At 38.6% G+C, this 22,679-nt stretch carries 29 protein-coding genes; 16 read left to right on the top strand and 13 right to left on the bottom strand.

The features are described from left to right. The first annotated feature begins 38 nt into the window (after nucleotides 1-38). The 3 genes from gltX (at nucleotide 39) to upp (ending at nucleotide 3,414) form a co-directional block, all read left to right on the top strand. A complete protein-coding gene (gene gltX / locus NYG85_RS06295) occupies nucleotides 39-1,418 on the top strand; it encodes a glutamate--tRNA ligase (protein ID WP_284937645.1) in 1,380 nt (459 codons plus the stop codon). Between the two features lie 125 nt (nucleotides 1,419-1,543). After that, entirely contained in the window at nucleotides 1,544-2,794 is a 1,251-nt protein-coding gene (locus tag NYG85_RS06290) for a malic enzyme-like NAD(P)-binding protein (RefSeq protein WP_284937644.1), read from the top strand. Beyond that, entirely contained in the window at nucleotides 2,791-3,414 is a 624-nt protein-coding gene (gene upp / locus NYG85_RS06285; RefSeq protein ID WP_284937643.1) for a uracil phosphoribosyltransferase, read from the top strand. The genes NYG85_RS06290 and upp overlap by 4 nt, the downstream gene beginning before the upstream one ends. Nucleotides 3,415-3,595: 181 nt before the next feature. Here upp and NYG85_RS06280 read toward each other — a convergent pair whose 3' ends face one another. The 13 genes from NYG85_RS06280 to NYG85_RS06220 all read right to left on the bottom strand — a co-directional run bounded on the left by NYG85_RS06280 (nucleotide 3,596) and on the right by NYG85_RS06220 (nucleotide 14,634). Next, nucleotides 3,596-4,249 (bottom strand): HvfC/BufC family peptide modification chaperone, encoded by a 654-nt coding sequence (locus NYG85_RS06280; RefSeq protein ID WP_284937642.1) that lies wholly within the window; start codon nucleotides 4,247-4,249, stop codon nucleotides 3,596-3,598. Beyond that, nucleotides 4,236-5,360 (bottom strand): MbnB/TglH/ChrH family RiPP precursor modification enzyme, encoded by a 1,125-nt coding sequence (locus tag NYG85_RS06275; RefSeq protein ID WP_284937641.1) that lies wholly within the window; start codon nucleotides 5,358-5,360, stop codon nucleotides 4,236-4,238. The genes NYG85_RS06280 and NYG85_RS06275 overlap by 14 nt, the downstream gene beginning before the upstream one ends. Next, nucleotides 5,344-5,562, bottom strand: a complete 219-nt coding sequence (locus NYG85_RS06270; protein WP_284937640.1) for a hypothetical protein — start codon at nucleotides 5,560-5,562, stop codon at nucleotides 5,344-5,346. The genes NYG85_RS06275 and NYG85_RS06270 overlap by 17 nt, the downstream gene beginning before the upstream one ends. A gap of 167 nt (nucleotides 5,563-5,729) precedes the next feature. Continuing rightward, nucleotides 5,730-6,380, bottom strand: coding sequence for an HAD family hydrolase (locus NYG85_RS06265; RefSeq protein ID WP_284937639.1), 651 nt, complete (start codon nucleotides 6,378-6,380; stop codon nucleotides 5,730-5,732). A 48-nt stretch (nucleotides 6,381-6,428) separates the two neighbouring features. Further along, nucleotides 6,429-7,454 carry an OmpA family protein gene (locus tag NYG85_RS06260; RefSeq protein WP_284937638.1) on the bottom strand — a complete coding sequence of 342 codons (1,026 nt, stop codon included), beginning with the start codon at nucleotides 7,452-7,454 and terminating at the stop codon, nucleotides 6,429-6,431. A 77-nt stretch (nucleotides 7,455-7,531) separates the two neighbouring features. Further along, entirely contained in the window at nucleotides 7,532-8,560 is a 1,029-nt protein-coding gene (gene selD, locus NYG85_RS06255; RefSeq protein WP_284937637.1) for a selenide, water dikinase SelD, read from the bottom strand. Then, entirely contained in the window at nucleotides 8,557-9,144 is a 588-nt protein-coding gene (yedF, locus tag NYG85_RS06250) for a sulfurtransferase-like selenium metabolism protein YedF (protein ID WP_284937636.1), read from the bottom strand. The genes selD and yedF overlap by 4 nt, the downstream gene beginning before the upstream one ends. Then, the gene (gene luxS, locus NYG85_RS06245) at nucleotides 9,144-9,647 is read right to left on the bottom strand and encodes an S-ribosylhomocysteine lyase (protein ID WP_284937635.1); all 504 of its coding nucleotides are present in this window, start codon (nucleotides 9,645-9,647) and stop codon (nucleotides 9,144-9,146) included. Before luxS ends, yedF begins: the two co-directional genes overlap by 1 nt. Nucleotides 9,648-9,681: 34 nt before the next feature. After that, entirely contained in the window at nucleotides 9,682-10,272 is a 591-nt protein-coding gene (locus tag NYG85_RS06240) for a TorD/DmsD family molecular chaperone (protein WP_284937634.1), read from the bottom strand. Next, nucleotides 10,241-11,092, bottom strand: coding sequence for a DmsC/YnfH family molybdoenzyme membrane anchor subunit (locus tag NYG85_RS06235; protein ID WP_284937633.1), 852 nt, complete (start codon nucleotides 11,090-11,092; stop codon nucleotides 10,241-10,243). Before NYG85_RS06235 ends, NYG85_RS06240 begins: the two co-directional genes overlap by 32 nt. Next, nucleotides 11,079-11,732 (bottom strand): DMSO/selenate family reductase complex B subunit, encoded by a 654-nt coding sequence (locus NYG85_RS06230; protein ID WP_284937632.1) that lies wholly within the window; start codon nucleotides 11,730-11,732, stop codon nucleotides 11,079-11,081. Before NYG85_RS06230 ends, NYG85_RS06235 begins: the two co-directional genes overlap by 14 nt. A 2-nt stretch (nucleotides 11,733-11,734) precedes the next feature. Further along, on the bottom strand, nucleotides 11,735-14,116 hold the full coding sequence (locus NYG85_RS06225; RefSeq protein ID WP_284937631.1) for a DMSO/selenate family reductase complex A subunit: 2,382 nt from the start codon (nucleotides 14,114-14,116) through the stop codon (nucleotides 11,735-11,737). A 95-nt stretch (nucleotides 14,117-14,211) separates the two neighbouring features. After that, nucleotides 14,212-14,634, bottom strand: a complete 423-nt coding sequence (locus NYG85_RS06220; protein ID WP_284937630.1) for a hypothetical protein — start codon at nucleotides 14,632-14,634, stop codon at nucleotides 14,212-14,214. A gap of 95 nt (nucleotides 14,635-14,729) precedes the next feature. On the opposite strand from NYG85_RS06220, the gene NYG85_RS06215 reads away from it, so the two are divergent. The 13 genes from NYG85_RS06215 (at nucleotide 14,730) to fabZ (ending at nucleotide 22,677) form a co-directional block, all read left to right on the top strand. Next, nucleotides 14,730-14,933 (top strand): tautomerase family protein, encoded by a 204-nt coding sequence (locus NYG85_RS06215; RefSeq protein ID WP_284937629.1) that lies wholly within the window; start codon nucleotides 14,730-14,732, stop codon nucleotides 14,931-14,933. Next, nucleotides 14,930-15,427 carry a thioredoxin-dependent thiol peroxidase gene (bcp, locus tag NYG85_RS06210; protein ID WP_284937628.1) on the top strand — a complete coding sequence of 166 codons (498 nt, stop codon included), beginning with the start codon at nucleotides 14,930-14,932 and terminating at the stop codon, nucleotides 15,425-15,427. The genes NYG85_RS06215 and bcp overlap by 4 nt, the downstream gene beginning before the upstream one ends. After that, complete coding sequence (locus NYG85_RS06205; protein WP_284937627.1) at nucleotides 15,420-15,902, top strand: LTA synthase family protein; 483 nt, start codon at nucleotides 15,420-15,422, stop codon at nucleotides 15,900-15,902. The genes bcp and NYG85_RS06205 overlap by 8 nt, the downstream gene beginning before the upstream one ends. 116 nt (nucleotides 15,903-16,018) lie before the next feature. Then, nucleotides 16,019-17,113, top strand: a complete 1,095-nt coding sequence (locus tag NYG85_RS06200; RefSeq protein ID WP_284937626.1) for a phosphoethanolamine transferase — start codon at nucleotides 16,019-16,021, stop codon at nucleotides 17,111-17,113. A 40-nt stretch (nucleotides 17,114-17,153) separates the two neighbouring features. Continuing rightward, nucleotides 17,154-17,312 carry a hypothetical protein gene (locus tag NYG85_RS06195; RefSeq protein ID WP_284937625.1) on the top strand — a complete coding sequence of 53 codons (159 nt, stop codon included), beginning with the start codon at nucleotides 17,154-17,156 and terminating at the stop codon, nucleotides 17,310-17,312. Continuing rightward, complete coding sequence (locus NYG85_RS06190) at nucleotides 17,299-17,682, top strand: hypothetical protein (RefSeq protein ID WP_284937624.1); 384 nt, start codon at nucleotides 17,299-17,301, stop codon at nucleotides 17,680-17,682. The genes NYG85_RS06195 and NYG85_RS06190 overlap by 14 nt, the downstream gene beginning before the upstream one ends. 219 nt (nucleotides 17,683-17,901) lie before the next feature. Further along, nucleotides 17,902-18,819, top strand: a complete 918-nt coding sequence (locus NYG85_RS06185) for a branched-chain amino acid transaminase (protein WP_284937623.1) — start codon at nucleotides 17,902-17,904, stop codon at nucleotides 18,817-18,819. Nucleotides 18,820-18,828: 9 nt separating this feature from the next. Then, the gene (locus NYG85_RS06180) at nucleotides 18,829-19,926 is read left to right on the top strand and encodes a prohibitin family protein (protein ID WP_284937622.1); all 1,098 of its coding nucleotides are present in this window, start codon (nucleotides 18,829-18,831) and stop codon (nucleotides 19,924-19,926) included. 9 nt (nucleotides 19,927-19,935) lie between these two features. Next, the gene (gene hisIE / locus NYG85_RS06175) at nucleotides 19,936-20,640 is read left to right on the top strand and encodes a bifunctional phosphoribosyl-AMP cyclohydrolase/phosphoribosyl-ATP diphosphatase HisIE (protein WP_284937621.1); all 705 of its coding nucleotides are present in this window, start codon (nucleotides 19,936-19,938) and stop codon (nucleotides 20,638-20,640) included. After that, complete coding sequence (locus tag NYG85_RS06170) at nucleotides 20,612-21,160, top strand: DUF2393 family protein (RefSeq protein ID WP_284937620.1); 549 nt, start codon at nucleotides 20,612-20,614, stop codon at nucleotides 21,158-21,160. Before hisIE ends, NYG85_RS06170 begins: the two co-directional genes overlap by 29 nt. Continuing rightward, the gene (locus tag NYG85_RS06165) at nucleotides 21,160-21,714 is read left to right on the top strand and encodes a DUF2393 family protein (protein ID WP_284937619.1); all 555 of its coding nucleotides are present in this window, start codon (nucleotides 21,160-21,162) and stop codon (nucleotides 21,712-21,714) included. Before NYG85_RS06170 ends, NYG85_RS06165 begins: the two co-directional genes overlap by 1 nt. Before the next feature lie 11 nt (nucleotides 21,715-21,725). Continuing rightward, nucleotides 21,726-22,145, top strand: coding sequence for a prepilin-type N-terminal cleavage/methylation domain-containing protein (locus NYG85_RS06160; RefSeq protein ID WP_284937618.1), 420 nt, complete (start codon nucleotides 21,726-21,728; stop codon nucleotides 22,143-22,145). Between the two features lie 85 nt (nucleotides 22,146-22,230). Next, complete coding sequence (gene fabZ / locus NYG85_RS06155; protein WP_284937617.1) at nucleotides 22,231-22,677, top strand: 3-hydroxyacyl-ACP dehydratase FabZ; 447 nt, start codon at nucleotides 22,231-22,233, stop codon at nucleotides 22,675-22,677. The last annotated feature ends 2 nt before the right edge of the window (nucleotides 22,678-22,679 follow it).

The following is a 22,679-nucleotide window of genomic DNA, read 5'->3' as shown; positions in this document are numbered from 1 at the left end:
TTTTGCCGATTATAACATAAAAATTTTAAGGTTTAAAAATGATTGTTACAAGATTTGCACCAAGTCCGACTGGATACCTACATATCGGCGGACTTAGGACGGCACTTTATAGCTATCTTTATGCTAGGGCAAATGGTGGTAAATTCCTACTTCGTATTGAAGATACCGATTTAAAACGCAACTCAGAAGAGGCGACAATAGCGATACGTGAGGCGTTTGATTGGTGTGGGCTTGATTACGACGGCGAGGTTGAGTATCAGTCAAAACGCTTTGATATTTACGCTAAATTCGTGCAAAAACTGCTTGATGAGGGCAAGGCATACAAATGCTATATGAGCAAAGAGGAGCTTGACGCGCTTAGGGCAGAGCAAGAAGCCAGAAAAGAGCGCCCAAAATATGACGGCAGATATAGGGATTTTAAAGGCACGCCACCAGCTGGGATAGAGCCAGTTATTCGCATAAAAGCACCACTTGCGGGCGAGATAGCCTTTAAAGACGGCATAAAAGGCGATGTGAAATTTAACGTAGCTGACATTTTAGATGACTTTATCATCGCACGAAGTGACGGCACTCCGACTTATAATTTTGTCGTTGTCGTTGATGACGCTTTAATGGGCGTTACACACGTAATTAGAGGCGATGATCACCTTTCAAACACGCCAAAGCAGATAGTTTTATACGAAGCACTTGGGTTTAAAATTCCAGAGTTTTTTCACGTTGCTATGATAAACGGCGAGGACGGCAAAAAACTTAGCAAAAGGCACGGCGCAACCGATGTAATGGAGTATAAACGTATGGGTTATTTGCCAGAAGCCTTGCTAAATTTCTTGGTACGACTTGGTTGGAGCCACGGCGATGATGAAATTTTTAGTATGGCTGATATGCTTAAATACTTTGACCCGCACGATATAAACAAGAGTTCAAGCACCTACAACGCCCAAAAGCTTGACTGGCTAAATGCACACTACATTAAAACCCTGCCGTATGAGCGTTTGGCACGTGATATGGCCCAGTTTGGCGTGGATTTTAAGGCACATCCAAAGGGCGAACTGCTTTTAAATATTTTAAGAGAGCGTTCAAAAACGCTAATTGATATGAAAAACGCAGCACTTGCAATAATAAACGCCCCACAAAGTTACGATGAAAAGGCGTGTGAGAAATTTATCACACCACAAAGCCTTGAAATTTTAGCCAAATTTAAAGAGATTTTAACGCTAAATTTAGACGCAAAAGGCTATGAAACGCTGACAAATGAATTCTTAGCACAAAACGATTTAAAACTAAAAGATTTAGCACAAGCACTTCGTGTAAGCCTAACTGGCACAAGTGTAAGTCCGTCAATTTTTGAAGTGCTTGAAGTGCTTGGTAGCGATGAGATAAAGGCTAGGATTGAGAGAATTTTAAGCGTTAAGAAGTGATAAATTTGTAGCTTTTTAACAAAAAGTAGCAAGGCGTGGTAAAATTTTGAGTAAATTTTAAAATTTTAGCTACAAAAAAGCCTAGCAAAAATATACTTTGATTTATTTATCAAAAAGGAGAAAAAATGAGTTTTAAAGACGAGGCGTTGGCGTATCACTTAGGCGGTAAAATCGGCACAAATGTAAAGGTGCATTGCGAGAGCTCAAAGGAGCTTTCTATGGCGTATTCGCCCGGTGTGGCTGAGCCTTGTAAGGCGATAGAAGCGGATAATGAACTAGCCTACACCTACACAAATAAGGCAAATTTGGTTGCAGTTATCACCGACGGCACGGCTGTGCTTGGACTTGGCGATATCGGAGCGGTCGCTGGTAAGCCGGTTATGGAGGGCAAGGCGGTTTTGTTTAAGAAATTTGCAGGTGTTGATGCGTTTGACATTGAGCTTAATGAGAAGGACCCGCAAAAAATCGTTGAGATTTGCAAAGCCCTAGCGCCGACCTTTGGTGGGATAAATTTAGAAGATATTAAGGCGCCAAAGTGCTTTTACATTGAGCAAGAGCTTCAAAAGGCTGTTGATATCCCTGTAATGCACGATGATCAGCACGGCACGGCGATTATTACGACTGCTGGGCTTTTAAATGCGGTTGAAATTTCAGGCAAGGATATTAGTAAGATTAAAATTGTCGTTAGCGGTGCTGGTGCAGCTGGGATTGCGTGTGCGAAGATGTATAAAAACGTAGGCGTAAAAAATATCGTAATGTGCGATAGTAAGGGCGTTATCCACGCAGGTCGTGCGGACTTGACGCCTGAAAAAGTTGAGTTTGCCATTAATACCGATGAACGCACACTAGCTGACGCTATGCGTGGGGCTGATATGTTTTTAGGACTATCTCGCCCAGGACTTGTTACGCCAGAGATGATAGCTTCAATGAACACTGAGCCGATAATTTTCGCACTTGCAAATCCAGTGCCTGAAATTTTACCAGAAGAGGTGGCTAAAATTCGCACCGATGCGATAATTGGCACTGGCAGGAGCGACTATCCAAACCAAGTAAATAACGTCATTGGCTTTCCGTTTATCTTTCGTGGGGCGTTAGATGTTAGGGCTAAAAAAATCACTGAAAATATGAAAATCGCCGCTGCAAAGGCTATTTCAGCCCTTGCAAAAGAGCCGGTTGAAAGGGATGTTTTAGAGGCGTATGGGCTTAGTGAGCTAAAATTTGGCAAAGATTACATAATCCCAAAACCATTTGATAGACGTGCCTTTGTTTGGATTAGCTCAGCCGTAGCCGATGCTGCTGTCAAAGACGGCGTGGCTAGGGTTAAAAATTTTGATTTAGAAGCCTATAAAAACGAGCTAAAAGGTAAAATGCGATGAAAAATATCAAGCTAATCTCACACCCATTAATTGAGCATAAACTTGCGATTTTGCGTGATGAGCGGACGCCGCCGTTTCAGTTTAGAATGCTAATTGATGAGATTAGCTATCTTATGATGTTTGAAGCCACGCGTGACCTTGCCTTACGCGAAGTGAGCGTCAAAACCCCAGTAACTACGGCAAACGCTAAAAAACTAGCCACAAAGGTGATGATTTGTCCGATTTTAAGGGCAGCGCTTGGTATGCTTGATAGTGTTTTTAAGCTTATGCCTGACGCTAGTGTCGGATTTTTGGGCTTTCAGCGAAATGAAAAGACAGCACAAGCGGAGTTTTTCTACGCCAAGCTCCCGCCTGATGCGACCGCTAGAACGGCAATTATAATTGACCCGATGTTTGCCACTGGTGGCACAGCCATTGACGCTGTGAAATTTTTAAAAGATAGAGGGGTTAGCGAGATTAAATTTATCTCAATCATCGCTGCCCCTGAGGGTTTAAGGCGATTTAGCGATGTTTATCCGGATGTTGAGGTCTATACAGCAGCCATTGATGAGCGACTAAATGAGCAAAACTACATTGTGCCGGGGCTTGGTGACGCTGGGGATAGGGTGTTTAATACCTAAAATTTGTGAGTAAAATCTGCTTTTTGGCAGGTTTTTTCACGTTTATTTTTGGCGTGATTTGATACGATAGGGGCGTTTAATCCTTTTTAAACGGCTTTTACAAGGGTTTTTTGTGATTTTTAAACGATTTTGCCAAAATTTTAATTATTTTAGGCGTTTTAAAACAAGCTTTGCTTTTAGATTAGATTAAAACGCCGATTTTACAAAGCTCTTTAAGTGCTGTTTCTAGCTCGTTTTTGTTAAAATCGTAAATTTTTTCTAGCTTAGTTAGTGTCTGTTTTGGGCTGTTTTGTTTTAAAAGTATTAAAAATTTGTATAAAATTTCATTAATCTCTCTATAAACGACCTTATGGCTGTCTAAATCATAATATCCGAGTAAAAAATTTGGCTCTTTATGCGTGAAATTTTTAAGATAAACCCTGAAATTCAGCCGTTTTATAACACATAGCTTTGAGATTTTTAGCCTTTTTTGCCAGCTAAATTTTGACCTTTTAAAGCCAGTGTAGTCCTTCATAAATAGCTTAATTTCGCTATTTTCTAGCCACATTAAATCATTTATAAATTTAAACCTAACAAGAATATTGCTATCTTTTATGAATTTTTTAAACTCATCGCTGATTTTAAACATAAATTTTGACTTCGTGTAGCCAGATTTTATAAATTCTGTGATTAAAAGGTCAAATTCATCTGTATTTAGAATGCTAAAAAGTATCGGATTTGTCGCTTTTATGGCGTTTTTTATCCTTGTGTGAATAAGCTCGGCATAGAGTTTTATATTCTCATTTTGTGCTTCTTTTTGATAGGTTATTTGATAAAAGAACTCATTTTGAGGCATTTTTGTAAATTTCTCTTAATTTTTTATATTCTAAAATCAGCTCATTTAGGCTTGGTATGTCGTTGTCTCGCTCTATCATCGTTGGAATTTTGCGTTTTTTTAACGTATAATTTAACAAATCCCAAACGTCATCGCACACGCTATCGCCGTGCGTATCTACGATGATTTTGCCGTCTAAATGCCCAGCAACGTGTATGTATGCCACGTTTTTGAGCTCTATTTCATCTATAAATTTACGTGCATTAAAGCCGTGATTTAGCGAATTTATAAATATATTATTAACATCAAGCAAGATTTTTGCTCCACTTTTTGTTGATAATTCATTTATAAATTCGCTCTCGCTCATCTCTTGTGGCATTTTGTAATAAAATGTTGCATTTTCTAAAATCAGCTCACGTTTTAGAAAATTTTGCACCAAATCCACCTTCTCACAGAGCATTTGTAGCATATTTTTTGTAAGCGGTATTGGCAGAAGTTCGTGCGTGTTGTGTCCGTTTAGGCTTGAAAAGCTGATGTGGTCTGAGTAGTGTTTTATCTCATATCTATTTAAAAAGCGTTTGATTTGTGTTAAAAATTTCATATCAACTGGCGTATTTGACCCAAGCGATAACGAAACGCCGTGAGCAACGACGAAGCTATTATTTATGATGTTTTCAAAATTTTGCCTGTGAAAAAATGGCATAAAAAGCCAGTTTTCAGGCACTATCTCCCAAAAATCTGGCTTAAAATCACTCGCTACCAATTCGCCCAAAAACTCAGCCCTAAGCCCAAGCCCACACTTTGTTTGTGGCTCATAAAGTGGATGATTTTTGCTAAAATCACACTTTATTTTAGGCGTAGTGCTTGGCGATAAAGCACCTAAAAAACTGCGTTTTGTGCTATTTTGCGATTTTGAAATTTTCTTAGAAATTTCAGGCTTTATGTCGCTTTGAAACATTGAAGCTTTCTTAGAAATTTCACACTTTGTATCGCTTTGAAACCTTGAAGCCAACATAGAAATTTCAGGTTTTATGCTTTTTTGCGACATTAAAGCCATTTTAGAAAATTCGTGCTTTGTGCCATTTTTAAGCGACAAAGCACTAGAAATTTTGTGCTTACTTTGAAGCTCCACAACCGCCCTTGATTGCTTTTTGCATTTTTTCATCGGCTTTTTGGCTACCACAACCGCTTACGCTCTTGTTTATGTCGCTTTTTTTGCCGTCTTTTTGGCTACCGCAAGCACCGCCAGTGCCACAACCAGATTGAGCAAATGCACTTGTTGCACCAGCTAGTGCTACGCCAAGTAAGGCACCTAGAACTTTTTTCTTTTTCATAAATGACCTCCAAATATTTAGTGAATGGATATTTTATAAAAAAATAACTAATATATTTATTAATAATTATTATTAGTTAGTTCATTTAAAATTTATTCTTTTTGGCTGATTTATAATTAAATGGTGCAAAAAACAGCAAATATGCTTAAAATTTTTAATTTATAAATTTACTCTTTGAAATTTTTAGCAAAAATCACAGCTTCAAGCGGGTTTGTAAAAATTTTATCGTTTGTTTGGCTTAAAATTTCGTAATTTGAGTAGCCACAAAGTAGGCTAAGTGGGGTGATTTGGGCGTTTTTGGCTGCCATTGTGTCAATTGGTGTGTCGCCTATCATAAAGGCAAGGTGCTTTTTATCAAGCATATTTAGGCGTGAAAGTGCCGTATTTATCGGCTCTGCGTCAGGTTTTGGTTTTATGACGTCTTGTCTGCCGACTATGGCTTTAAAGTAGCTAAAAATTCCAAGATTTTTAAGCAAATTTTCAAGCATTGCCGAGCCTTTTGTCGTAACAATGCCAAGTTTGGCAAACTTACTAGCCTCTACGATCGCCTCTTTTGCGTATGGTAAAAGCGTGGTTTGTGCTAGATAAATACCGTGATAATGCTCTTTATACGCTAAAAAGTAGCTATTTACCAGCTCTGGCATAACACCAAGTGCTAAAAACATATCATCAAGCGTGTGTCCGATGAGAGATTTTATCTTTTCGTGGCTTGGTGTGGGCTTGTTGTGAATTTTAAACGAAGCGTCAAAGCTCTCTAAAATCGCAGAAGTGGAGTCAATTAGTGTGCCGTCAAGGTCAAAAAGTATAGTTTTATTCAAAATTTTGCTCAATTTGGGGGTTGCGAAGAGAACTTCGCAACTTTAAAATTACTTGTTGAAAGTAGCTTCAACGCGTCTATTTTCAGCACGACCCTCTTTTGTTTTGTTTGTCGCAACTGGTCTAGTTTCGCCGTATCCGATAGTTTTAATTTTATCAGCTTCTACGCCAAAGCCTACAAGAGCGTCTTTAACAGCAGCAGCTCTTTTTTCTGATAGTTTTTGGTTGTAAGCTTCTGCACCAACGCTGTCAGTGTGTCCAGCTAGTAATACGCGGTAGCTTGGGTTTTCAGCTAAGAAGTCAGCTACTTTTTTGATCTCTTTTGCGTAGCTTGGGCTTACTTTGTAGCTATCAAATGCGAAATTTACGCCTAAATCTCTTAAAACGATAACTTTTTCGCAGCCATTCTCATCAACAACTACACCAGCTGGTGTGTTAGGGCATTTATCAAGCTCGTTGATAACGCCATCATTGTCATCATCAAGTGAAACTGGTGCTACTGGGGCTGCTGGCTGCTCTACAACTGGTGCTACAACTGGAGCTGGATTTTTAGAATCAAGACCGATTGCAAAGCCTAGTGTGTAGAATAGATTGTGGTCGGCGTGCTCAAATTTTATAGCATCTCTTGCCTCTGCTTTTAGGGCAAATCTATCTGTAACTTGGTATCTTAAACCAAGGCCATATTGACCAAAACCACCATCTTCGTTGCTTACAAAGCTTTTTGAAACGTCTTCGTAACCAGCACCGATTAAGCCATAAAGGCTGACGCTATCGCCAAAATCAACGATGTTTTTCACAACGTCAAGGTGGTATCTAAGCGCACGACCCTTTCTCTCAATGCCATTTACTTTTTCATTTACTTTTCTAGCATAATCAACGCCAAGTTGGACTTGGTCAAAGAAAACGCCCTCTAAATTTCTAGCAGCTGTAATGCCTACGTTTAGCTGATCTCTTGTTAGATCAAGGTTGCCCTCTGATCTTACTCCGCCAACAACTGGCGTAACTTCGTAGTTATAAGCAGCGTCGGCTGCAAAAACTGCACTTGCTGCAACTAATGCCAAAGCAATCTTTTTCATACAAATTCCTTTATTTGAGATTTAAAAATAAACGCCAATTATAGCAAAATATTTGTAAATTAGATTTAAATTTGGCTTTAAATTATAAATTTTATCGGTTTTTGTGATGATTTCGGCAAGACGCTACCGATTATGCTTGTGCTTTCATAGCCTGCGTTTTTTAGGCGCTTAACGGCTAAATTTGCATCTTTTTGGCTCACTGCTAGGATTAGTCCGCCAGAGGTTTGTGCATCAAAAAAGATAATATCAGCATCGCCTTCAATTAAATCACGGCAAAAATTGCGATTTTTATAGCTACCCTCAGGGATTATGCCCATATTTGCAAACTCTATGGCATCGGCTAAAACTGGGACACTTTTGCTAAAAATTTCAAACTCAATTTTCTCATTTAACATTTCGCTTAAATGCCCTAAAAATCCAAATCCAGTAACGTCCGTGCAGGCATTTACTTTTATGTCATTTAGTGCGTTTAGAGCGTAAAAATTTAGCGTTCTCATCATCTCAACAGCACTTTTTATCTGTGCTAAACTTAGCAAATCAGCCTTGATTGCCGTGCTTAAAATTCCGCTACCAAGCGGTTTTGTTAGGATTAGCATATCGCCGATTTTTGCGGTGTTGTTTGCCCAAAAATTTTGCGGATTTACAAGTCCAGTAACGCTAAGTCCGTAATACATCTCTGGCGTTGAAATGCTGTGTCCGCCGACGATTGTGCCACCGCACTCACGCACCTTACTAAGTCCGCCTTGCATAATCTCGTTTAAAATTTCAGCTTCAAAATTGCAACTATCAAAACCCACGATATTTAGGGCATTTAGCACGTTTGCACCCATTGCAAAGATATCGCTTAGCGAGTTTGCAGCGGCGATTTGTCCGTATAAAAACGGGTCATCAACGACTGGCGTGATAAAATCAAGGGTCTGCACAAGGGCTAAATTTGGGGAGATTTTAAACACACTTGCATCTTCGTTGTTGTTGGTGCCAGTTAGCAAATTTTCGTGATTTAGATTAAGGTTGCTAATTGCGTTGTTTAGACCCGACGGGTCAAGTTTAGCAGCTCAACCCGCAGCACGGATAAATTTTGTCAGTCGTTTATTTGTGTAATTCACAGCTTTATCTCATCAAAATTGCTTAAAATTTCAGCGATTTCATAGGCGTTTGAAATTTCGCCAACGGCTAGTTTATCAACGAGTTTATACGCTTCAAGACAGCTACCACAGCTTAAAATTTTAACCCCATCACGCTCTAAATTTTTAAGCGCACTAAAACTAGGATTTGCCCTATCTGTCGTTAAATTCACACCTTTATTTACGCAAATTACGGCGTAAGGTTTGTTTGTTACTTGCAAAAATGCGCCCAAAAATTTTGACAAAAGCACACTGCCGACCTCGCCACTACCAGCCCTGTCATCGTTTAGGTAAATCACCTTTTTTTTAATCTCGCAAGCGTAGTCATTTGCGTTAATTTCGCTAATCTCGCCAACTCTTGTTGCAATTATCACGCTATCGCCGTTTTCAAGCTTTGTAACTACAAATTCCTGATTTTGTGACTTTAAAAATCTTTGGATATTTTCAAGCGGGGCAATATCATTTACTAAAATTTCAAGTCTATCGTTTGCATTTAGCGATTTTAAGGCGTCTTTTGTGCGAATTACTGGCTCTGGACAGGCTAAATTTCTACAATCAATTTGCATTATTTTACCTTTTTTAAATCTAGTTTTATTTTTTCGTTATCCATTATGCCAATGCCCTTTTTTAGGACATTTGAGGCGATTTCGTGAGCTTCGTTTAGTGAGTGCATTTTGTATGTGCCACACTGATACTCGTTTAGCTCTGGAATTTCGCTCTCATTTTTTACGTTTAAAATATCGCTCATTGAAGCACTCCACGCATTTTTTACCGCTTCATTTGTCGGTGTGCCAACAAGACTCATATAAAATCCAGTCCGACAGCCCATTGGCGAGATATCAATAATCTCAACGCCGTTGCCGTTTAAATGCTCTCTCATAAAACCAGCAAAAAGATGCTCTAATGTGTGAATTCCACGCTCTGGCAAAATTTCTTTATTTGGCAGACAAAAACGCAAATCAAAGACGCTAATATCATCGCCTTTTGGCGTTTTCATCGTTTTAGCCAAACGCACAGCAGGCGCACTCATAATGGTGTGATCAACGCAAAAACTATCAAGTAATGGCATATTTTATCCTTTTAAAAATTTCTGGCAATTATACTCAAAAATTTTTTAACTCATCTTTTAAAATTTCTAAAAAATCGCTAAAAAAATAGCCCATTGCGACAAAAAATTTGCTGTTTGCTCTTTGTTTTAGTCGTGATGAGAATTGCTCTGAGTAAGTGTAAATTTCATCAAAAAACAGCTCTTTTGCCCTTGCTAATTTATCATTTTTAAGCAAAAATGATAAGAAAATTAGCTCATTTACTAAATTATTTGCCTCTAAATCGCTAAAAAATTCATAAAAATTCTCATCTTTATAAATTTTTGCCATTTGTGCAGTTTTTTCACAAACCGCTTCGCCGTAGTTTGAGTAGTAAAACGAGCCAAAAAGCGGTGCGTTTAGCTCCATTTCACCACAGATAAAAAGCTGTGTAAAGTCGCTTGAAATCTCATCAAAGCTCTCATTTTTTGCTTGTTTTAAAAGCGAGATTGCTGTTAAAAAATCGCTACTTTGGCTATCATAAATCCAAACTGGCTCTGATTTTATAAGTTCATACAAATTCTCATTTGGTTTATAAAAAATTTGTGCGAAAGTTTGGGCTAAAATTTCAAGCGTTTTAATGCATAATGTGTGTGTTGATAAGTCCATAAAAAATGATCCTGCTTATCATAACGCCAAGTATTGCGACTAAAAATGCAACCAACGCTAGTGTTTTGCTTTTTTTGTTTAGGTAGTTATTAAAATACCAAAGAAGCATTGCTAGACCGATTAAAACCGCACTTGCTAGGATAAAATTGCCGTAGTTGCCGTTTAGTAAATCAAATGGATTTATCACACCTGCTACAAAAACATTGCCTAAATGTAGCGTTTGAAAAACGATAGAGGTTATTAAAATACCGATACCAAAAAGTCCGACTAAAAACGCCATTTTTTCTTCATAAATATCCTTTGCAAAGGCTAAATGATAGAAAATTCCGCCTAAAAATAGGGCAGATGAGTAAAAATAAAATAGCGTGATATCAAAACGCCAAGTCGTAACACTTGCTTGCATACTGCCATAAGCGCCAGCCATAAAAAATATACACAAAAGCCCGAAAATTAGGCTTAAAAATAGAAAATTTCTATTTGCTTTAAGGTATAAAAGCAGGGCAAAAACGAGCGAAAGTCCAGCACACATCACTTCGTTATTCATATAATTTATATGCCATTCGCCGTTTAGTTTAAACATTACTAGCTTTTTAAGAAAGCTAAAAACGTGCGTGATATCGCCAAGATGAAAGATTGATGGCAAGAGTGCAAAAAATAGGGCAAAAAAGCTAAAAAGCCCGAAATTTTTAAGCTCGTTTTGGCTTTTATAGCCCTTAATAAATGCTGGTGTATAGACAAAAATAAGCCCCACGACCGCTTGTGTAAAGGTCGTAAAAAGCACGAGTGGTAGCTCGGTGGCTACTAAATCATAAAATTTCATCTTCTACTCCTTGATAGCTTTGTGGTAGGTGCATAGCTCCGCCTTTATTGCCACTTTTTCGTGAGTGTTTTTCAGGGATTATCGTAAAATTTGCAAGTGTTACGGACGCATCAGGCAAAGGTGCAAAACTGGCATCAGAGCCATATTTGCTTCTAATCTCGCCTATCTCGCCAAAATTTAACGCCCTAAACGGACAAGAGCCGACACAAACTGGGCTTTTGCCCTCATCAATGCGGTCAATGCAACCATCGCATTTATTCATATGACCGCTTTTTTTGTTAAATTGTGGTGCGCCGTAAGGACACGCTATAGCACAGGCTTTACAGCCCACGCAGTCGCTCTCATTGACCATTACGATGCCGTATCTAGTTTTTATCATCGCACCAGTTGGACAGGCCTTCATACAGGCTGGATTTGAGCAGTGGTTACAGCTTATTGAAGTGTAGTAGGCAAAGACGTTATTTGACATAATTACGCCATTTTCGCCTACTTCACACTCACCGCCTTCATACTCATAGACACGCCTAAAATTTACGCCAATTAGGTTATTTTTATACTCTTTACAGGCCATTACGCAGGTTCTACAACCGACACAACGACTTTGGTCAAACACAAATCCAAATTGCTCATCTTTTTTCATTTTTACGCCTTTTTAATCTCTACTAAAACCGAATGAACGCCGTTGCCTTTGGCGATTGCGGTTGGTTGTTCTGATGTTAGGGTGTTGATACAGCCACCAATATCCACGCCGTTTTCAAATTTTGCCCAAGCACCTTGATATGTAAGGCTGACACCGGGCATTAGGCGTGATGTTACCTTTGCGACTGAGCGAATTTTGCCGATGTGATTGTAGGCGATTACTAAATCGCCAGTTTTTATGCCACGTGCCTTTGCATCAGCGGTGCTAATTAAAATTTCTTGCGGGTTAATCTCCCTAATTTCAGGGCTATCCCAAAAGCTTGAATGCGTCCTGCCTTTGTAGTGATAGCCGTAAAATTGCAGTGGATAATCCTTTCTAAGCGGATCTCTTGCTCCCATTAAAACATCTTCAAAAACTGGCAGTGGGTTTATCTGCTGACCGGGCAGAAGCTGCCACTCCTTGCTCATTTCATAGAGCTTGGTTGAGAAAATTTCTATCTTGCCAGTCGGCGTTTTTAGTGGATTATTTTCTGGGTCGTTTCTAAATTTTTCTAGGGCGATTAGCGGTTTTTCAGCCTTACTAGCCTTCCAATACCCCTTAGCTCTAATCTCTTCAAAGCTCGGTAAAAACTCATATTTTTTACGTGTTTCATCGTAGATAAATCTTAGCCAGTCAAGCTGACTTCTGCCTTGCGTGAATTCTTGCTCAAATGCCTCTCCTCCAAGTTTATTTGCAAGAAGTCTGCACATTTCATAAACTGGCTTACACTCGCCACGAGGTTCTACTGCTTTTTGAGCGACTAAAATATAAGGTCTTTCGCCGTAATAGGTCGCACCCGGTCTAAAAAAGTCATCTTGCTCAAAGTGCATAGCGTCAGGTAGGATGAAATCAGCGTAAGAATTTGAGTGTGTGCGAGTGATATTTATATCAACAATCAGCTCACAAAGGCTCTCGTTTTCTAAAATTTCAGCGGTGGTTTTTATGTTTGCGTGTTGATTTGTCAGGCAGTTGCCAGCGGTGTTAAATAAAATTTTAATCGGTGCTTTTAAATTTGGAGCGTTTTTTACTCCGTGCTCTTTTGCGTTCATTTTCTCGCCAAGTCTAATGCCCTCATACCATAAAAAGCAAGGGATTGAGGTTTTTACTGGATTTTCATAAGGTAGCCCCACGATATCGTAGGTCTTTGATGAGCCAGCAGCGTGAGCACCGGTGTTGCCACCAAGGACGCCAACGCTACCTATCATACAGGCTAGGGTGGCTATGGCTCTGCTTTGCTGTTCGCCGTTTTGATGGCGTTGAGGCCCCCAGCCCTGCTCAATAAAGCACCTTTTTGCACCTGCTATCTCTCTTGCTAGTTTAATTATTCTTTGGCTTTGAATTTTTGTTATGGCTTCTGCCCACTCTGGCGTTTTTGGGGTTTTATCATCGCCGTTGCCTAAGACATAATCCATATACGAGCCGTTTTCTGGGGCGTTTTGTGGCAGGGTTTCTTTGCTAAAACCAACGCAGTATCTATCTAAAAATTCCTTATCGTATAAATTTTCATTTATCATCACGTAAGCAAGAGCTGCTACTAGGGCAGCGTCGGTGCCGGGCGCTATTGGTATCCACTCATCACAAGCACCTATGGCGCTATCTGGGTATTTTGGGTCAATTCTTATGATTTTTACGTTGCCGCGCCTTGCCATTTCTTGCATACAATATCCCATACTAGCCCCGCCCATACGCGTCTCAACGGCATTTGAGCCAAAAAATACAGCCAAATCAGCGTGTGCTAAATTTAAAATATCAGAGCCGACATTTGCGCCATAAAAATAGGTCAGTCCGTTTGCAATTTGAGCTGTTGAGTAGCTGTTGTGATACCTTAAAAATCCGCCAAAAAGCCCTAAAAGCCGATACCAAGAGCCTTGCGTGCAGCGTGAAATCATCGCTCCTGTCGTGCCAGTGGCGTAATTTACATAAATTGCTTCGTTGCCATATTTTGCCTTTATCTCTTTCATTTTATCGGCAATCTCGCTTAAAGCCTCATCCCAGCTTACTCGCTTAAACTTGCCCTCGCCACGCTTGCCAACACGTTTTAGTGGATATAAAAGGCGGTTTGGATTGTAGTAGCGATATCTTGTAGAACGCCCCCTAACACAGGCTCTAATCTGTCTATTTTCATAGCTATCATCGCCATCATCATCGGTGCTAATATGCCTGATTACGCCGTCTTTTACGTGTGCTTTTAGCATACATTTGCTTTGGCAATTTACCGGACAGCCACCATAAAATATCTGTTCGTTAGAATTTAGTGGATTTAGCCCATCACAGAGCGAATTTGTCGCTACAAACGCACTTGATAATGCACTAAATTTTAAGAAATTTCGTCTATCTACTAACAAATTTTCTCCCTTAAAATTTGAAATTTTCGCCGAGATTGTATTTAAAAGTAGATAAAATTTAATTTAAAAATTAAATTTTATATTTAATTTTATTTTTATATTTTACTATTTTCACTGCTTCTTGCGTTATAAACAAACCAGCTTAAAAGTGTAAAAACCACCAAAAATCCAGCACAAAAAATCAGATAAAAATATAGCTCAAACACGCTATTTTCAGCACTTTGCCTTAGTTTGTTTAGGTTGTGAAGTAGCACTAAAATCGCCCCAAGTGAGATTAAAAATCCACCAAGTTTTAAGATGAAAATTTTTGGGTCAATGGCGATTAAAACAGGAGAGATAGCAAGTATAAAAAATGCGACTAAAACATAGCTAAATGCATCATCTTGCATTGAAAATTTTATGTTTAAAAACAGCCCCAAAGTGCTTATAAAAAGTGCAAAAATCAGATATAAAGTGCGTTTTTGTGTGGCACGATAAACTGCACAAACCACACCTTTGTCATCTTTATTGTAATCCATTTTCAATCCTTAAAATTTTTAGTTATTGTAAAATTTAAAAGTTAAAGCAAAGCTAAAAATTTATAAAATAAGCAAAATTTTTAAAAGGAGAAAAAATGCCTTACATAAACATAAAAATGGCTGGTCCAGAGCCAACAGATGAGCAAAAAGAGCAGGTAATTGCCGAAGTTACTGAGATTATGGAGCGTGTTTTGGGTAAGAAAAAAGAGCGCGTTATGGTGATGATTGAAACGCTAACACCACAAAGTATCGGCGTGGGCGGAGCGAGTGTGAAAAAACTAGCATCGGAGAGCAAATGAGCGAGTTTAGCAAGGCTGATTTAGAGCGAAAAGTCACGCTAAAAGCTGGCGATATCGCGCCAAATTTTGAGCTTGAAAATCAAGATGGGGTTAAAGTTTCACTAAAAGATTTTGTTGGTAAAAATGTCGTTTTGTATTTTTATCCAAAGGATAATACGCCCGGCTGCACGACTGAGGCGTGCGAATTTAGCGGGCTTTATGATGAATTTATTAAAAATGATAGCGTGATTATCGGCGTTAGCCCAGATAGCGTAAAAAGCCACGCAAATTTCATCACAAAGCAGAGTTTAAAGCACATTTTACTAGCTGACACCGATAAAGAGGTGGCAAAAAGCTATGGCGTTTGGCAGGTTAAGAAAAACTACGGCAAGGAGTATCTAGGCATTGTTAGAACGACATTTGTCATTGATAAAACGGGCAAAATCGCCAAAGTTTATAAAAGCGTCAAGGCAAAAGATCACGCCGTTAAAGTTTTAGGCGATTTGGTTGGATAAATTTTATCAGGCATTTTGCCAAAAGAGCGTTTTTAAGCCATTTTTAGCCACATTTTTACTCTTATTTGTGGCTAAATTTTATGAGATTTATAAGCTCTTTGATTATGGACTTTTTAGCGGATTTTTTATCAGTTTTTTTAATATTTTGCTCTTTAATTTTATCGTTTTTAACCTGCTTTTTTGGGTTTTTAAAAGCCATTTTTTAAAGGCGGTTTGGCTCTATTTCGCCATTGTTTTACCGCTTTGTTTGGTTAGTTTGTTTTTGAGTTTTAGGTTTCAAAGCCCACTTAGTGTTATATTTTTTGAGCTTGTTTTTCAAAGTAATTTTAAAGAAATTTTAGAATTTATTAGCGTCTTTTTTGATTTTAAAATTTTTGCCATTTTTTCTGCAATTTTTGCCCTTTGTTTTGCTTGTTTTAGGCTAAATTTCAAACTCTCGTGGGGGGGGGGGTTACAAGGCGTAAAAAATACCTAAATTTTGCCTATTTTTTACTTGTGTTTTTATACACCGAAAGTGCGGTGGATACGCTAAGAAAGTATGTTAAGTTAAGGGATTATCAAAGCAATATTTTGTTTGATTTTGGCTTTTGTTTGAGTGAATTTTTATCGCAAAATCGCTCGGTTAATCTAGCAAAAATTAATCAAAAATTTGATGAAATTGCCTTAAAAAATAGCCAGATTGTTGCTAAAAACGGCGTAAAAAACGTGGTTTTTGTTATCGGCGAGAGCTTGGGGCGTGATTTTATGGGGCTTTATAATCCAAAATTTAAGACCACACCGCACCAAAACGAGCTTTTATCAAGCGGTAATTTAATAAATTTCACCGACACAATCGCACCAGAGCTTTATACTCAGGCAGTTTTAAAGACGCTTTTAAATTTTTCAAACGAAAACAAATCGTGGCAAGATAGCCTAAATATCGTTGATTTGTTTAAACTCTCAGGTTATAAGACCTTTTGGCTAAGCAATCAAGACTACGTCCCAATAGACAGAGCCAACGCAACTGCCACACACACCGCAAATAGGGCAGATAAGAGCCTATTTTTAAAATACGGCGAGCTTTGGGATACGAAAAACAGCTTTGATGATGAGCTTTTAGCACCGCTTAAAAATTTCTACCAAAACGCCAAAACTAGGGGCTTTTACGCACTTCATTTAATCGCAAATCACGTAGATTATAAAAACCGATATACAGATGATTTTGCTAAATTTTCGCCCAAAGATATTAGCACAAATGCCCTAAATTTCACGCAAAAAGAGCAGGTGGCTCACTACCTAAATAGCGTTTTATACAACGACTTTATAATCAGTGAGATTTTTAAAATTTTTAAAGATGATGAAGCCATAATTATCTACATTAGCGACCACGCACAGGTGCTTTATCGCCAAAAAGATGTCCTATCTCACGCCGTGCTAAACCGCTTTGTGCTTGAAATTCCGCTTATTTTTATCGCTACTGATAAGTTTAGGGCAAATCACGCTGACATTTGGCGAGAGCTAAATGAAGCTAAAAATTTAGCCTTTATGAGCGATGATTTAATCCACGTGGCAGCTGATATTATCGGTGTTAAACCGCTTGAATACGACGCAAAACGAAGCGTGATAAGTGGCGAGTTTAACGCAAGAGAGCGAATAATAAACGGCGTAAATTATGAGAGCCCAAAAAACGAAAAGCCGTTTTGGTAAAATTTTGTTAAAATTATGCAAAAATTTCAAAGGATAAAAGATGAAAATAGTGCTAAAAAACTACAAATTGCTTAGTTTAGCCAAGCACAAAGAGCTTCTTGCGATTAGAAATTTAGCCCACATTAGAAAAATGAGTAAAAACGAGGGCGAAATAGCTCTCGATGAGCACCTAAAATGGGTCGCAAATGGGGGGGGGTAGCAGCGTATATTTTGCTGTGATTTGTGATGATGAAATTATCGGCGGTATAAATTTAGTAAAAAACGGCGATGAGTATAGCTGGGGGCTGTTTTTTAAGCCAAATGTTAGCTCGTTTTTAATTAGTGCTTGTGTGTTTAGGTTTTTAGAATTTGCCTTTAAAAGGGCATTTAATCTAAATGCTTTGGTAAAAAATGTCAATGAAACGGCTTTGAAATTTGATTACACTTTTGGATTTATTTTTAAAAGAAGTGATGAAATTTTTAGCTATTTATCGCAAAATAAAGAGCAGTGGCAAGAGCATAAAAAGACAAAATTAATGCAAAAAATCGCAAAAACTAGCGAAAGTTTTAAAATAGAAATTTTAGAGTAAAAGGCTGATTTTATGCTTCTTTTTCTGATTTAACAGCATCAAGAGCCGACCAGCCAATTACAATAATGCTAATAACTATAAAACTAGCCACGATAAAACCGCTCATTTTGCCTCCAAATGCGATAAATATTTGCTAATTTTAGCCAAAAACCCGTAAAAAATTCTTATTTAAACATTTTTTTGCTACACTCAAACGAAAATTTTTATTAAAGGTAGAAAATGAATACAGCAGAATTTATCTGGATGGATGGTAAATTGGTTAAATGGGACGAAGCAAAGGTGCATATCTTAACGCACTCGCTTCACTACGCAAACGCCGTTTTTGAGGGCACAAGAGCCTATAAAACCGATAAAGGTCTAGCTATTTTTAGATTAGCCGACCACACCGCTCGTTTGCTAAAATCGGCAAAAATGACAATCCTAAACGTAAAATACACGCAAAAAGAGTTAGAAGACGCGCAAGTTGAGCTGCTTCGCGCAAATAAATTTAACGCAAACGTCTATATCCGCCCACTTATCTACTTAGGTTACGGCGTTATGGGCTTAGCGCACACAAAAGCCCCTGTAAATACGGCGATTGCAGCGTGGGAGTGGGGCGCGTATCTTGGTGAAGAGGGCTTAGAGAAAGGCATAAAGGTTAAAATTTCAAGCTTTGCAAAGCTAAATGTGGCTGGTCAAATGAGCCGTGCAAAGGCAAGCTCAAACTACCTAAGCTCACAAATGGCAAACTATGAAGCAAAAGAGGCTGGGTATGATGAGGCACTGCTTCTTGATAGCGAGGGTTACATTTCAGAGGGGCCTGGCGAGTGCTTTTTTATCGTTGAAAACGGCGTAATCATCACTCCGCCAAATGATAACAGCCTAGCAAGTATCACGCAAGATACGGTTATAACAATCGCAAAGGATCTAGGCTATGAAGTTCGCCGTGAGCGTATTTCAAGAGATAGGGCTTACGTGGCTGATGAGGCGTTTTTTACTGGCACGGCGGCTGAGGTTACACCAATAGCTAATATTGATAACAGACAAATTGGCGCTGGCAAACGCGGCGAGATAACTAAAAAGCTACAAGACGCCTATTTTGACGTAGTTTATGGACGCAATCCAAAATACGCTAAATTTTTAACATACATAAATTAAGGGACGATAATGCCAGCAGATTTAAACGACTATTTTAATAAAAAAAATGGCTCAAACAACAGTCAAAATAGCCAAAATGATGAGCCAAAATTTAAAAAGCCAAACATAAATTTACCAAACGGCTTTGGCAAATTTGGCACACTTGCTTACATTATCATTGCAATTATCGCTGTTATCGCGCTAACTCAGCCATTTGTCATCATAAATTCAGGCGAAGTTGGCATAAAATCAACAGCAGGTAAATACGAACCAGCCCCACTTCAACCGGGATTTCACTTCTTTATCCCAGTCATTCAAAAGGTCGCTGTCGTTGATACCCGTGTAAGGCTCATAAACTACACATCAGGCGAAGATATGGGCGAAATGCAAAAGCTCTCATCACAAGCACAAGCTGGTATAATCCGTAAAAATTCCATCTCGGTTTTAGACGCTAGAAACCTGCCAGTTAGCATTGATATAACCGTGCAGTATCGCCTAAATCCAGAAAATGCACCGCAAACCATTGCAAAATGGGGATTTAGCTGGGAGAGCAAAATCGTTGATCCAGTCGTTCGTGACGTGGTTAGAAGCGTTACTGGTAAATACACAGCCGAAGAGCTACCAACAAAGCGAAATGAGATAGCAACAGCCATTGATAACGGCATTAGAAAGGACATTGACGCGCAGCCAAATAAGCCAGTTGAGCTACTAACCGTGCAACTTCGTGAGATTATCTTACCAGCTAAGGTAAAAGAGCAGATTGAGCGCGTTCAGATCGCAAAACAAGAGGCTGAGCGGACAAAATACGAAGTAGAGCGCGCAAATCAAGAGGCGCTAAAACAAGCAGCACTTGCAGAGGGTGCGGCAAAAGCGGCTATCATTCAGGCAAAGGCAAAGGCTGATGCTGTAAAAATTGAAGCCGACGCTCAGGCTTACGCTAATAAAGAGGTCGCAAGAAGCCTTGATAATAATCTTTTAAGTCTAAAACAGATTGAAACTCAGGGTAAATTTAACGAAGCACTTCGTGAGAACAAGGACGCGAAAATTTTCTTAACACCGGGCGGTGCTGTGCCAAATATTTGGGTTGATACCAAAGATAAAGCAAAACAAAGTGCGATAAATCAGTAAAGGCAGAGTGTGGTAAAAATAGATTGGCAAAAGGTGGCAGGGCTTATCCCTGCTATCGCTGTTGATAGCGTTACTGGCGAGGTTTTAATGCTTGGGTATATGAACGAAGAGGCGTTAAATTTAAGCATTAAAACCGGCTACGCGCACTATTTTTCACGCACGAAAAATCGCATTTGGCAAAAGGGCGAAACAAGCGGACACACGCAAAAAATTCTCTCAATAAAGCTTGACTGCGATAACGACACACTGCTTTTAAAGGTAGAACAAAAGGGCGTGGCTTGTCACACTGGGCAAAAATCTTGCTTTTTTACTGAAATTTTTAACCCAAACGAAGCTAAAACGACAGATGAAATTTCAAAGCCAAACTACGATGTTTTAGACGAGCTTTATCACGTCGTGCTTGATAGAAAGCTAAATGCAAATCCCGAGAATTCATACGTTGCAAGTTTGTTTAAAAAGGGCGAAAATGCGATTTTAAAAAAAGTCGGCGAAGAGGCTAGCGAGCTTATAATGGCAGTTAAGGACGCCACAAGCACCAAGCAAAATTTAGAAAAAGCAAAATCGGACGTAGTTTATGAGAGTGCTGACCTATTTTTTCACGCTGTGGTCGCACTTGCTTTGCTTAATATCCATCCAGAGCAGGTTTTAAACGAGCTAAAAAGGCGTTTTGGACTAAGCGGGATTGATGAGAAAAATTCACGAAATGCTAAGTAGCTTAAAACAAAATTTACTATTTGTGCTTCACAACGCCTCGCTTATTGATTATTTAGCTTATGGCTTTGTTGTTTTGTGCTTTGTTTTAATGCTTTTTGTGGGAATTTTGTGTGCTTTAAAGTGGTGGTGGCAGATTGGATTTTTAGTTATTTTTGTTAGCTTTTTTTGCGTTTTTTTAGCCTTTCATTTTGTGAATTTAGAGCTAAATAGACGCATTAGAAATGTTGAAATTTCGCCACTTCACACAAAACAGCTTGAATTTTCAAACACGCTTTTGGTGGATTTTAACCTAACAAACAGGTCAAAAAAGGAGCTAAAAATTTGCAAAACCGAGCTAAATTTTCACACGATTTCAAAAAATGAGCTAAAAAATCGCCTAAATTTTTTAAACCCATTTTTAACAAAAACAATGGTTTTAAAAGAGCCGTTCTTAGTCGGCGAGAGCAAAGAGGTTAAGGCAGTGGTTGAAAATTTCTTATTTGTTGATTATAATATCAGCACAAAAGTGGAGTGTTTTTAATGAGTGCTAGTTATTTTACAATCGTGCATATTTTGGTTTTATGCGTTATTTTTATTCTATTTTTGCTCTTTTTTGTGCTATCATTAAAGGCAGAAAGCAAACTTTTTTGGTCGCTTGTTTTTACAAACGTCCTTGTTTGTGGATTTTTAAGCGTGTTTTTAATGCTCGTGCTTGATAAATACACAAAAAAAGGGGTGGTTGAGAACATAAAAAGCCAAAGGGTTTTAAGAAATGAGAGCATAGTTTTTAGTGGCGAGGTTAGAAATGTGGGGCGTTTTATGATCAGCGGTTGCACTTTGGTGATAAAACTCATTAACCAGCCGTTAAATAAAGAGCATTTAAAGGGCGATACATTCTTTCAATCAAGCGGACTATCGCTGTTTTCGTGGTTTTTTAAAGATGATGGTAGCGATAAAAAGCCAAATGTCGTTGAGTATGAGTTTAATGTTGCAAGGGATTTAGGTGCAAAAAAGAGCGTGCCTTTTAGCGTCTTAATGCCCTATCCGCCGTATTTTTCAAAGACTATGACGATAACTAAAATTAGTTGTTATTAAAGGGGATATTTATGAAAAGAGCTTTTTCTGTTATTGAGCTTATCGTTGTTATCGTGATTTTAGGAATTTTAGCAGCTGTGGCTATCCCAAAACTAGCAGCCACAAGAGATGATGCTGAGGTCGTTAAGGCTGCGACAAATATTAATATTTTATTAAGCGATTTAAGGACGTATTATCTAGCAAGAGAGAAGCTAAGCACATCAGCTAGCGATATGTCAAGCGTCGTGCCGCCGGTTAGGATTAAAAATAATGTCTGTTTAAAATTTACAAAAATCACGCCAGACGGAATTTTAGAGAACATTGAAATTAGCGACTCTGGACTTTGTAGAGAGGTTTGGGAGTTTTCAAAATTTAAAGAGTTAAAGGACAAAATCATCGCAAACGGTTATCAGCTTGATTTAAGACCGCTAAGCGTGAAGTTTAATCCATAAATTTTTACCTTTTTTGTGCTTAAAATTCAAATATAAGCATTTTTTAGATAGAATCTAGCAAAATTTAGTGCAAAAAAGGTTAAAAATGATAGACGTTGTTGAAATTCAAAAAATCCTCCCCCACAGATTCCCATTTTTACTTATTGACAGAGTTGTTGCGATTGACCCGACAAAAAGCATAGTTGCTTACAAAAACGTAAGCATTGCTGAGCCGATTTTTCAGGGGCATTTCCCAGATCATCCAATATATCCGGGCGTTATGATTATTGAGGGTATGGCACAAGCTGGTGGGGTTTTGGCGTTTAAAAGTATGAGCGATGAAAATCAAGCTAGCACAAAGGACAAAGTTGTTTATTTTATGAGTATTGACGCAGCGAAATTTCGCCACCCAGTCCGCCCCGGCGATAGACTTGAATACCGCTTAGAAGTGCTAAAACACAAGGGCAATATTTGGGTGCTTGATGGCAAGGCATACGTTGATGACGTGCTTTGTGCACAGGCTGAGCTTAAAGCAATGATAGTTGATAAGTAGGC

The organism is Campylobacter gastrosuis (genome assembly GCF_030249845.1).
Taxonomy (GTDB): Bacteria; Campylobacterota; Campylobacteria; order Campylobacterales; family Campylobacteraceae; genus Campylobacter_A; species Campylobacter_A gastrosuis.
Note: the sequence above shows the minus strand (reverse complement) of the source record. Positions and strands in the feature narration are given on the sequence as shown.

Coding starts and splice junctions, on each gene's coding strand:
- gltX (WP_284937645.1), top strand. CDS start 39: ATGATTGTTACAAGATTTGCACCAAGTCCGACTGGATACCTACATATC.
- NYG85_RS06290 (WP_284937644.1), top strand. CDS start 1,544: ATGAGTTTTAAAGACGAGGCGTTGGCGTATCACTTAGGCGGTAAAATC.
- upp (WP_284937643.1), top strand. CDS start 2,791: ATGAAAAATATCAAGCTAATCTCACACCCATTAATTGAGCATAAACTT.
- NYG85_RS06280 (WP_284937642.1), bottom strand. CDS start 4,249: ATGCCTCAAAATGAGTTCTTTTATCAAATAACCTATCAAAAAGAAGCA.
- NYG85_RS06270 (WP_284937640.1), bottom strand. CDS start 5,562: ATGAAAAAGAAAAAAGTTCTAGGTGCCTTACTTGGCGTAGCACTAGCT.
- NYG85_RS06260 (WP_284937638.1), bottom strand. CDS start 7,454: ATGAAAAAGATTGCTTTGGCATTAGTTGCAGCAAGTGCAGTTTTTGCA.
- yedF (WP_284937636.1), bottom strand. CDS start 9,144: ATGCAAATTGATTGTAGAAATTTAGCCTGTCCAGAGCCAGTAATTCGC.
- luxS (WP_284937635.1), bottom strand. CDS start 9,647: ATGCCATTACTTGATAGTTTTTGCGTTGATCACACCATTATGAGTGCG.
- NYG85_RS06240 (WP_284937634.1), bottom strand. CDS start 10,272: ATGGACTTATCAACACACACATTATGCATTAAAACGCTTGAAATTTTA.
- NYG85_RS06235 (WP_284937633.1), bottom strand. CDS start 11,092: ATGAAATTTTATGATTTAGTAGCCACCGAGCTACCACTCGTGCTTTTT.
- NYG85_RS06230 (WP_284937632.1), bottom strand. CDS start 11,732: ATGAAAAAAGATGAGCAATTTGGATTTGTGTTTGACCAAAGTCGTTGT.
- NYG85_RS06220 (WP_284937630.1), bottom strand. CDS start 14,634: ATGGATTACAATAAAGATGACAAAGGTGTGGTTTGTGCAGTTTATCGT.
- NYG85_RS06215 (WP_284937629.1), top strand. CDS start 14,730: ATGCCTTACATAAACATAAAAATGGCTGGTCCAGAGCCAACAGATGAG.
- bcp (WP_284937628.1), top strand. CDS start 14,930: ATGAGCGAGTTTAGCAAGGCTGATTTAGAGCGAAAAGTCACGCTAAAA.
- NYG85_RS06195 (WP_284937625.1), top strand. CDS start 17,154: ATGAAAATAGTGCTAAAAAACTACAAATTGCTTAGTTTAGCCAAGCAC.
- NYG85_RS06190 (WP_284937624.1), top strand. CDS start 17,299: ATGGGGGGGGGTAGCAGCGTATATTTTGCTGTGATTTGTGATGATGAA.
- NYG85_RS06185 (WP_284937623.1), top strand. CDS start 17,902: ATGAATACAGCAGAATTTATCTGGATGGATGGTAAATTGGTTAAATGG.
- NYG85_RS06180 (WP_284937622.1), top strand. CDS start 18,829: ATGCCAGCAGATTTAAACGACTATTTTAATAAAAAAAATGGCTCAAAC.
- NYG85_RS06170 (WP_284937620.1), top strand. CDS start 20,612: ATGAGAAAAATTCACGAAATGCTAAGTAGCTTAAAACAAAATTTACTA.
- NYG85_RS06165 (WP_284937619.1), top strand. CDS start 21,160: ATGAGTGCTAGTTATTTTACAATCGTGCATATTTTGGTTTTATGCGTT.
- NYG85_RS06160 (WP_284937618.1), top strand. CDS start 21,726: ATGAAAAGAGCTTTTTCTGTTATTGAGCTTATCGTTGTTATCGTGATT.
- fabZ (WP_284937617.1), top strand. CDS start 22,231: ATGATAGACGTTGTTGAAATTCAAAAAATCCTCCCCCACAGATTCCCA.